Below are 8,298 nucleotides of genomic sequence, written 5' to 3'. Positions count from 1 at the left end.
CTGAAGCTGGTCCCCGACCGGCGGCGGATCGCCACCATCGCCGCGTTCGCCCGGGGTGCCGCCGAGGGGGTGCTGGTGCTCGGCCCACGGCGGTGGGCAGAGCACGAGCACGCGGGAAAGCGGTACCGGGGCTGCGACGGCGAGGCTCAGGGGCGCCACTCGTCGCGGTAGTGCGGGTGGTCGGCGTAGGTCTGGCCGATCAGCCGCAGGGCGTGGTCCATGGTGTCGCCGTGCGCGCCCTGCTCCTCCAGGTCGCGGAAGTACTCGACCAGCCGGCGCTTGGCGCCGGCGTCGCGCAGCACGTGGTCGACCAGCGCCCGGTTGGTCGGCGCGGGGCTGGCCTGGACGAACCGGGCGGCCTCCTCGTCCTCGTCGAAGCGGGCGAGCAGGAACTCGACGAGGTCGCCGTCCCGGGTGGGCAGGTCGCGGTGCCGGCCGGTCGTCCCCATGATCACGCCGTCCAGCCGCCGGCCCGGGCCACGGCCGCCTGCCAGCGCTCGTGCCGGCCGTCGTCCCGCCGCCCGGCCTCGGGCTCGAAGCGGCGGTCCAGCGCCCAGGTGTCGGCGAGCTCCCCGGTGCCGGCCCACACGCCGGTGCCCAGGCCGGCGAGGAACGCCGCGCCGAGCGCGGTGGTCTCGGTGACCACCGGCCGGCGCACCGGCACGCCGAGCTGGTCGGCCTGCAGCTGTAGCAGCAGGTCGTTGGCGCTGGCGCCGCCGTCGGCCGACAGCTCGGGCACCGCCAGCGCGGCCTCGCTCGCCATGACGTCGACGACGTCGCGCACCTGGAAGGCGATCGCCTCCAGCGTGGCGCGGGCCAGGTGCGCGCGGGAGGTGCCGCGGGTGATGCCGAGGACGGCGCCGCGGGCGTGCGGGTCCCAGTGCGGGGCACCCAGCCCGGTGAGGGCGGGAACGAAGACGACGTCGCCGGCGTCGGGCACCGTGCGGGCCAGCCCCTCGATCTCGGCGGCGGAGTCGATCAGGCCCAGCCCGTCGCGCAGCCACTGCACCGCGGCCCCGGTCACGAAGATCGACCCCTCCAGCGCGTAGACCAGCCCGTCGCCGAGGTCCCACGCGACGGTGGTGAGCAGGCCGGCGTCCGAGCGGACCGGCGTCGAGCCGGTGTTCTGCAGCACGAACGAGCCGGTGCCGTAGGTGCACTTGCTGTCGCCGGGGGAGTAGCAGGCCTGCCCGAACAACGCCGCCTGCTGGTCCCCGGCGATGCCCGCGACCGGCAGCTCCAGGCCGAGGAACGCGTCGGGGTCGGTGGTGCCGACGACGCCGGAGCTGGGCACCACCTCGGGCAGCGCGGCCCGGGGGACGTCGAACAGGGCGCACAGCTCGTCGGACCACGTGCCGCGCTCGAGGTCGTAGAGCAGCGTGCGCGAGGCGTTGCTCGCGTCGGTGACGTGCACCGCGCCGCCGGTGAGCCGGTGCACCACGAAGGAGTCCACCGTGCCCAGCACCAGCCGGCCGTCGCGGACGCCGGCCCACAGCCCGGACTCCTCGGCGGCCAGCCAGCAGAACTTGGTCGCGGTGAAGTAGGGGTCCAACCGCAGGCCGGTGAGCTCGGCGACCCGCGGCTCGTGCCCGGCCTCGCGCAACCGGTCGCAGATGCCGCTGGTGCGGCGGTCCTGCCAGACGACGGCCGGCCGCGGCGCGCGCCCGGTGCGCCGGTCCCACACGACCGCGGTCTCCCGCTGGTCGGTGATGCCCACGCAGGTCGGCGCGACGTCGGTGCCGGCCAGTGCCTCGCGGCAGGCGGCCAGCGTCGCCGTCCAGATGTCCTCGGGCTCGTGCTCGACCCAGCCCGGGCGCGGGAAGAGCTGGGCGAACTCGCGGTAGCCGCGGGACCGGACGTGGCCGTCCTCGCCCACGACCAGCGCGGTCACCCCGGTCGTCCCCGCGTCGATCGCCAACACCGGCATGAGCGGCAACCTAACGCGCGCCCCTACGGTGGGTGCGTGCGGCGGTTCTTCTACGACACCGAGTTCATCGAGGACGGGACCACCATCGACCTGGTGTCCATCGGCGTCGTCGACGAGACCGGGCGCGAGTTCTACGCGGTGAGCACCGAGTTCGACCCGGACAAGGCGATCCCGTGGGTGCGGCGCAACGTGCTCGACCAACTGCCCCCGCCGTCGGACCGGGCGTGGCGCAGCCGGCAGCGGATCCGTGACGACCTGCTGGCCTTCCTCACCGGCCCGGGGCAGGAGATCGAGCTGTGGGCCTGGTTCGCCGCGTACGACCACGTCGCGCTGTGCCAGTTGTGGGGCCCGATGCCGGCCCTGCCGCGGCCGATCCCGCGGTTCACCCGGGAGCTGCGCCAGCGCTGGGACGACCTCGGGCAGCCGCCTCTGCCGCCCAGGCCCGAGGGCACCCACGACGCGCTGGTCGACGCCCGGTACAACCTGGCCCGCTGGCGGGCGATGGACCGCCGCTGATCAGGCGGCCCGCGCCGGCGTGGGGGTGAACGTCACCGGGAGTGCCCGCACGCCGCGCAGCACGCCCCCGGCCGACCACTGCAGCGCCTCCTCGGGCACGGCCAGCGCGAGGTCGGGCAGCCGCTCGAGCAGCGCGGTGAACGCGACCTGCCCCTCCAGCCGGGCCAGCGGCGCGCCCAGGCAGTAGTGGACGCCGTGGCCGAACGCCAGGTGCCCGGGCGGGGTGGCCGTGGCGTCGAAGCGGTCCGGGTCCGGGAAGCGGGCGGGGTCCCGGTCGGCCGCGGCGATGGACAGCAGCACCACCTCCCCGCGCGGGATCCGCACCCCGCCGATCTCCAGGTCCTCCAGGGCGTAGCGGGTGAGCCCCGGGTTGACCGGGCCGTCGAACCGGAGCACCTCCTCCACCGCCTGCGGCACCCGGGACGGGTCGGCGCGCAGCAGGTCGAGCTGGTCCGGGGAGCGCAGCAGCGCCAGCGTGCCGTTGCCGATGAGGTTGACCGTGGTCACGTACCCCGCGATGAGCAGCAGGAAGGTCATCGCCAGCAGCTCCTGGCGGTCCAGCCGCTCGCCCTCGTCGGTGGCCTGGACCAGGTCGGTCAGCAGGTCGTCCGCGGGCCGGGCGCGCTTGGCGTCGACGAGGTCGGCGAGGTAGCCGTACATCCGCTCGCGGGCCGCCGTCACCAGCTCCATGTCGGTGTCCGGGTCGAACGGCCGGTCCAGGATCTCGTCGGTCCAGGCGCGGAAGCGCTCCCGGTCGGCCTCGGGGACGCCGAGCAGCTCGCCGATCACGGTGATAGGCAGGGGCAGCGCGAACTCGCCGATCAGCTCGGCGCGGCCCCGCGGGGTGATCCGGTCCAGCAGCGTCCCGGTGAGCTGCTCGACCCGCGGCCGCAGCCCCTCCACGCGGCGGGCGGTGAACGCCTTGGACACCAGCCGGCGCAGCCGGGTGTGCTCGGGCGGGTCCGCGCCGATCATGCTGCGGCTGAGGAAGTCGCCGCGGAGCCGCTCGGTGAGGTCGTGGGCGACGTGCGGGTTGCTGCTGAGCCGGGGGTCCGACAGCGCCGCCAGGACGTCGTCGTAGCGGGCGACCACCCACACGGCCATGCCCAGCCGCTCGTCGACGCGCCGCACGGGGCCGCTCTCCCGCCACGCCGCGAGCGCGGGGAAGGGGTCGGCCAGGTCGGCCAGTGGGCTGGTGGGCACGGTCATGGCCGTCGTCCTCCGGTTGCGCTGCCCCCGTGGGTCGGCCCGAGCCTCGCACCGGAGAGCCGCGGGCAGAAGGCCGGAGCGTCCCGCCGCGCCCGGTCGTCAGCCGGGGGTGTCCATCGCAGGCCTCCAGGGGAGCACGGACGAGCGGCGCCGACGCCAGGCGGCGGGGGACGGCCCCCGACAGTGCCGTCGTCCTCCGCCCGGTGCCGCTCAGCCGCTCAGGTGCGCCCAGTCCTCCGGGTGCGCGCGCAGGTGCTCGGCCACCGTCCGCGCCGGGTGGCCGGTCAGCTCGGCGACGACGTCGGTCACCGGCGCCATCTCCCCGGCCGCGATCGCGAGGTAGCTGCTCACCCAGCCCTCGATCTCCCAGTCGGGGTGACCCGACGGGCGACGCGAGGCCCACGCCTGCTCGACCGTCTCCCGGCGGTACTCCGCGGGCAGGCCGGTGACCTCGGCGAGGACGGCGACGGCGTCGTCCAGCGACAGCGCCTCCGGCCCGGTGACGTCGAGGGTGCGGCCGTCGAGCGCCCCGGAGTCGTCCAGCAACGCCGCGGCGCCGACGTCGGCCAGGTCGTCGCGGGACACGAAGCTCGCCCGGCCCTCACCCGCGGGGGCGGCGACCACCGCCCGGCCGTCCTGCCGCGTGGCGAAGAACGGCACGAAGTCGGCGTACATCGAGTGCCGCAGGACCGTCGCCCGCACGCCGGTGGCGGCGATCGCGTCCTCGGTGGCGGCGTGCTGGCGGGCCAGCGTGAAGACGGCGTCGGCGGAGGCACCGAGGAAGGAGGTGTAGACGATCCGCTGCACGCCCGCGGCCGCAGCGGCCGCGACGGCGGTCAGGTGCTGCCGCAGGCGGTCCTCGGCCTCCGCGGCCGACACCAGGTAGAGGGTGTGCACGCCCTCGAGCGCCGTGGTGAGCCCCGGCCCGTCGGCGTAGCCGCCGGGCGCGGCGACGACCTGCGCCCCGGGCAGCCCCGGTACGCGGGCCGGGTCGCGCACGACCAGGCGCAGCGCGACGTCGTCCCGGCCGGCCAGCCGGTCGGCGACCCGCCCGCCGAGCACCCCGGTGGCCCCGGTGACGGCGATCACCCGAGACATGCCTGTTCCCGGCCCTGGTACGGCATCATGGCCCGCACCAACTCCTGAGCAGCGCAAACCCTTCCCGCGGAGGTCGTCCATGCGCATCGGCATCCTGACCGGCGGCGGTGACTGCCCGGGCCTCAACGCGGTGATCCGCGCGGTGGTCCGCAAGGGCGTCCAGCACGGGGACCAGGTCGTGGGATTCCGGGACGGCTGGCGCGGCGTGCTCGACGCCGACACCGTGGCCATGGACCTCGCCGCGGTGCGCGGGATCCTGCCCCGCGGGGGGACCGTCCTCGGCACCTCCCGGACCAACCCCTACGCGCTGGAGGGCGGCCCCGACCGGCTGATGGCCAACCTGGAGCGCCTGGGCATCGACGCGCTCATCCCCATCGGCGGGGAGGACACCCTCGGCGTGGCCACCAAGCTGGCCGAGGCCGGGCTGCGCATCGTCGGCGTCCCGAAGACCATCGACAACGACCTGGACTCCACCGACTACACCTTCGGCTTCGACACCGCGCTGGGCGTGGCCACCGAGGCGATCGACCGGCTGCACACCACCGGCGACAGCCACCACCGCACCCTCGTCGTCGAGGTCATGGGCCGGCACGCCGGGTGGATCGCATTGCACTCCGGCATGGCCGGCGGCGCGACCGTCGTGCTCATCCCCGAGCAGCCCTTCGACGTCGAGGCCGTGGTCGCCCACTGCCAGCACCGGTTCGACTCGGGGTACTCGCCGATCGTCGTCGTCTCCGAGGGGGCCAAGGCCAAGGGCGGCGACCTGGTGCTGGCCACGGGGGAGAAGGACGCCTTCGGGCACGTCCGGCTGGGCGGCATCGGCACCGCGCTGGCCTCGCTGATCGAGCAGCGGACCGGGCGGGAGGCCCGCTGCGTCGTCCTCGGGCACGTCCAGCGCGGCGGGACGCCGTCGCCGTTCGACCGGGTGCTGGCCACCCGCTTCGGGCTGGCGGCCGTGGACGCCGTGCACGACGGCGAGTCGGGCGTCATGGTGGCGCTGCGCGGCACCGACATCGTGCGGGTGCCGCTGTCGACGGCGACCGCACAGCTCAAGCTCGTGCCGGTGGAGCGCTACGCCGAGGTGGAGGTGTTCTTCGGCTGATCGAGGACCCCCCTGCCCCCGCCCCTCGCAGGCTCGCGGCGGGACCCTGCAGGGGGGCCGCTCCGGAGGGCTGCGGCGAAGTCGCCGGTACCCTCTGGAGGTGTGACGCTCCCTGATCCCGCGGAACTGGTCCCCGGTCTGGACCGGTGGCGGGAACTGCCCGCCGCCCAGCAGCCGGAGTGGCCCGACCGCGCCGCGCTGGACACCGTGCTGTCCACCCTGTCCTCGGTGCCCCCGATCGTCGCCCCGAGCGAGGTCGACGAGCTGCGCACCCGGCTGGCCGAGGTGGCCCAGGGCCGCGCGTTCCTGCTGCAGGGCGGCGACTGCGCGGAGACCTTCGACCTCAACACCGACGCGCACCTGCAGAGCACCACGCGGACGCTGCTGCAGATGGCCGTCGTCCTCACCTACGGCGCGAGCGTGCCGGTGGTGAAGGTGGGCCGGGTCGCCGGGCAGTACGCCAAGCCGCGTTCGTCGAACACCGACGCCCTGGGCCTGCCCTCGTACCGCGGCGACATGGTCAACGACCTCGAGCCGGTGCTCGAGAAGCGCATCCCCGACCCGAACCGGCTGGTGCGCGCCTACGCCAACGCCGCTGCCGCGATGAACATGATCCGCGCCTACGCCCGCGGCGGGCTGGCCGACCTGCACCGCGTGCACGAGTGGAACAAGGACTTCGTCGCCAACTCCCCGGCCGGGGTCCGCTACGAGGTCATCGCCCGCGAGATCGACCGGGCGCTGGCGTTCATGAAGGCCTGCGGGGTCGACGACGCCGCCCTGCGCGGCGTCGAGCTGTACAACAGCCACGAGGCGCTGGTCCTCGACTACGAGCGGGCGCTGCTGCGCGTGCACGACGGCCGGGCCTACGCCTCCTCGGCGCACTTCGTCTGGATCGGCGAGCGCACCCGCCAGCTCGACGGCGCGCACGTGGAGTTCTTCTCCCGCATCGCCAACCCGATCGGCGTCAAGATCGGCCCGACGACGACGCCGGAGCAGGCCACCGAGCTGGTCGAGCGGCTCGACCCGGACGGCGTCCCCGGCCGGCTCACCCTGATCAGCCGGATGGGCAACGGCAAGATCCGCGACGTCCTGCCGCCGATCGTCGAGAAGGTCACCGCCGGCGGCCACCAGGTCGTCTGGCAGTGCGACCCGATGCACGGCAACACCCACGAGTCCTCGACCGGGTACAAGACCCGGCACTTCGACCGGATCGTCGACGAGGTCCTCGGCTTCTTCGACGTCCACCGGGCGCTGGGCACCTGGCCGGGCGGCATCCACGTCGAGCTGACCGGTGAGGACGTCACCGAGTGCCTCGGCGGCGCGATGGAGATCAGCGACGAGGACCTCAACAGCCGGTACGAGACCGCGTGCGACCCGCGGCTGAACACCGGCCAGTCGCTGGAGCTGGCCTTCCTCGTCGCGGAGATGCTGCGTGGCTGACCTGGTCGACCTCCGGTCGGACACGGTCACGCGGCCGACGCCCGGAATGCGCCGGGCCATGGCCGAGGCAGAAGTCGGGGACGACGTCTACGCGGAGGACCCTTCGGTCCGCGCCCTCGAGGAGCGCACGGCTGAGCTGTTCGGCCAGGAGGCGGCGCTGTTCGTGCCCTCGGGGACGATGGGCAACCAGATCGGCATGCGGCTGGTCTGCGAGCCCGGCCAGGAGGTGCTCTGCGACGCCGACGCGCACGTGGTCACCTACGAGATGGGTGCCGCGGCCGCGGTGTTCGGCATCTCGACCCGCACGGTCGTCTCCGCCGGCGGCCGGCTGGACGCGGACGCGCTCATCGCCCAGGTCCGCCCGCGCGGTGACTGGCACCTGACGGCGACCGCTGCGGTCGCCGTCGAGAACACCCACAACCGCGGCGGCGGGCTGGTGCAGCCCCTGGAGCAGCTGCAGCGGCTGTGGGACTGGTCGCGCGAGGCCGGCGTCGCGGTGCACCTCGACGGCGCCCGGATCTGGAACGCGCACGTCGCCTCGGGCGTGGACCTCGCCACCTACGGCCGCCTGGCCGACACGGCGTCGGTCTGCTTCTCCAAGGGCCTCGGGACGCCGGTCGGCTCCGTGCTCGTCGCCTCCGCGGAGCGGATCGCGGCCGCGCGGCTCTGGCGCAAGCGGCTCGGGGGCGGGATGCGCCAGGTCGGGGTGCTCGCGGCCGCCTGCACCTACGCCCTCGACCACCACCTGCCGCGGCTGGCCGAGGACCACGAGCACGCCCGGCTGCTGGCCAAGCGGCTCGGCGTGGACCCGGCGACCGTCGCCACCAACATGGTGGTGCTGGACGACGTCCCCGCGCCGGTGATCGCCGAGGCGGCCAAGGCGCAGGGCGTGCTCGTCTCCCAGGTGAGTCCCCGCCGGATCCGGCTGGTCACCCACCTCGACGTCGACCGCGCCGGCATCGAGCGCGCCGCCGACGTCCTGGCCGGCCTGCTCGATCGCTGAGAC

8 protein-coding genes are annotated in these 8,298 nt (G+C 74.8%); 4 read left to right on the top strand and 4 right to left on the bottom strand.

The genetic code is table 11. The features are described from left to right. Positions 1 to 146 precede the first annotated feature (146 nt). Complete coding sequence (locus ACI79D_RS24175; protein WP_456921078.1) at positions 147 to 449, bottom strand: DUF6221 family protein; 303 nt, start codon at positions 447 to 449, stop codon at positions 147 to 149. Between the two features lie 2 nt (positions 450 to 451). After that, a complete protein-coding gene (gene glpK, locus ACI79D_RS24170; RefSeq protein ID WP_456921077.1) occupies positions 452 to 1,927 on the bottom strand; it encodes a glycerol kinase GlpK in 1,476 nt (491 codons plus the stop codon). A 36-nt stretch (positions 1,928 to 1,963) separates the two neighbouring features. Here glpK and ACI79D_RS24165 point away from each other — a divergent pair, with 36 nt between their 5' ends. Then, positions 1,964 to 2,443 (top strand): polyadenylate-specific 3'-exoribonuclease AS, encoded by a 480-nt coding sequence (locus ACI79D_RS24165; RefSeq protein WP_456921076.1) that lies wholly within the window; start codon positions 1,964 to 1,966, stop codon positions 2,441 to 2,443. Here the strand turns inward: ACI79D_RS24165 and ACI79D_RS24160 are convergent, their stop codons facing one another. Both ACI79D_RS24160 and ACI79D_RS24155 read right to left on the bottom strand, forming a co-directional pair. Further along, on the bottom strand, positions 2,444 to 3,652 hold the full coding sequence (locus ACI79D_RS24160) for a cytochrome P450 family protein (protein ID WP_456921075.1): 1,209 nt from the start codon (positions 3,650 to 3,652) through the stop codon (positions 2,444 to 2,446). Between the two features lie 210 nt (positions 3,653 to 3,862). Next, on the bottom strand, positions 3,863 to 4,750 hold the full coding sequence (locus ACI79D_RS24155; RefSeq protein ID WP_456921074.1) for an NmrA family NAD(P)-binding protein: 888 nt from the start codon (positions 4,748 to 4,750) through the stop codon (positions 3,863 to 3,865). A 79-nt stretch (positions 4,751 to 4,829) separates the two neighbouring features. Here ACI79D_RS24155 and ACI79D_RS24150 point away from each other — a divergent pair, with 79 nt between their 5' ends. The 3 genes from ACI79D_RS24150 (at position 4,830) to ACI79D_RS24140 (ending at position 8,295) form a co-directional block, all read left to right on the top strand. After that, positions 4,830 to 5,852: a 6-phosphofructokinase gene (locus ACI79D_RS24150; RefSeq protein WP_456921073.1), complete on the top strand. Its 1,023-nt coding sequence runs from the start codon at positions 4,830 to 4,832 to the stop codon at positions 5,850 to 5,852. Positions 5,853 to 5,954: 102 nt separating this feature from the next. Then, positions 5,955 to 7,292 carry a class II 3-deoxy-7-phosphoheptulonate synthase gene (locus tag ACI79D_RS24145; RefSeq protein ID WP_456921072.1) on the top strand — a complete coding sequence of 446 codons (1,338 nt, stop codon included), beginning with the start codon at positions 5,955 to 5,957 and terminating at the stop codon, positions 7,290 to 7,292. Beyond that, positions 7,285 to 8,295: a threonine aldolase family protein gene (locus tag ACI79D_RS24140; RefSeq protein ID WP_456921071.1), complete on the top strand. Its 1,011-nt coding sequence runs from the start codon at positions 7,285 to 7,287 to the stop codon at positions 8,293 to 8,295. The genes ACI79D_RS24145 and ACI79D_RS24140 overlap by 8 nt, the downstream gene beginning before the upstream one ends. The last annotated feature ends 3 nt before the right edge of the window (positions 8,296 to 8,298 follow it).

Source organism: Geodermatophilus sp. SYSU D00708, from assembly GCF_054050115.1.
Note: the sequence above shows the minus strand (reverse complement) of the source record. Positions and strands in the feature narration are given on the sequence as shown.